Below are 368 nucleotides of genomic sequence, written 5' to 3' on the forward strand. Positions count from 1 at the left end.
GTGCGGTACGAGGGGGTGTGACAGGTGTGCTGCGGCTGCTGCGGCAGGCGGGCCGCGGCGGCCGACGCCGGGCGCTGGGCGGGCAGCGGGAGCCGGGCCGGGGTCGCGGCGGCCTGGGCGGTGAGCTGTTCGCGCACCGCGCGGCGCAGGATCTTCCCCGAGGGGTTGCGCGGCAGGTCGTCCGCGAAGTGGAAGGCGCCCGGGATCTTGTAGTCGGCGAGCTTGCCGCGCAGGGCCAGCAGGAGTTCGCGCGGCTTGACCAGGGCGCCGGGCCGCAGCACCACGACCGCGTGCACCGCCTCGCCCCAGCGCGCGTCGGGCAGGCCGACCACGGCGGCGTCGGAGACGGCCGGGTGGGCGGCCTGCCC

Annotated in this window: 1 protein-coding gene; it reads right to left on the reverse strand. The window is 78.5% G+C overall.

Annotated elements, in window-relative coordinates; genetic code table 11:
• Positions 1-368 (reverse strand): AMP-binding enzyme (locus AB8Z36_RS42235; protein ID WP_440582150.1); only part of this gene is annotated, 368 nt, incomplete at both ends.

Origin of the sequence: Streptomyces flavofungini (assembly GCF_041028215.1) — a bacterium.
Taxonomy (GTDB): domain Bacteria; phylum Actinomycetota; class Actinomycetes; order Streptomycetales; family Streptomycetaceae; genus Streptomyces; species Streptomyces flavofungini_B.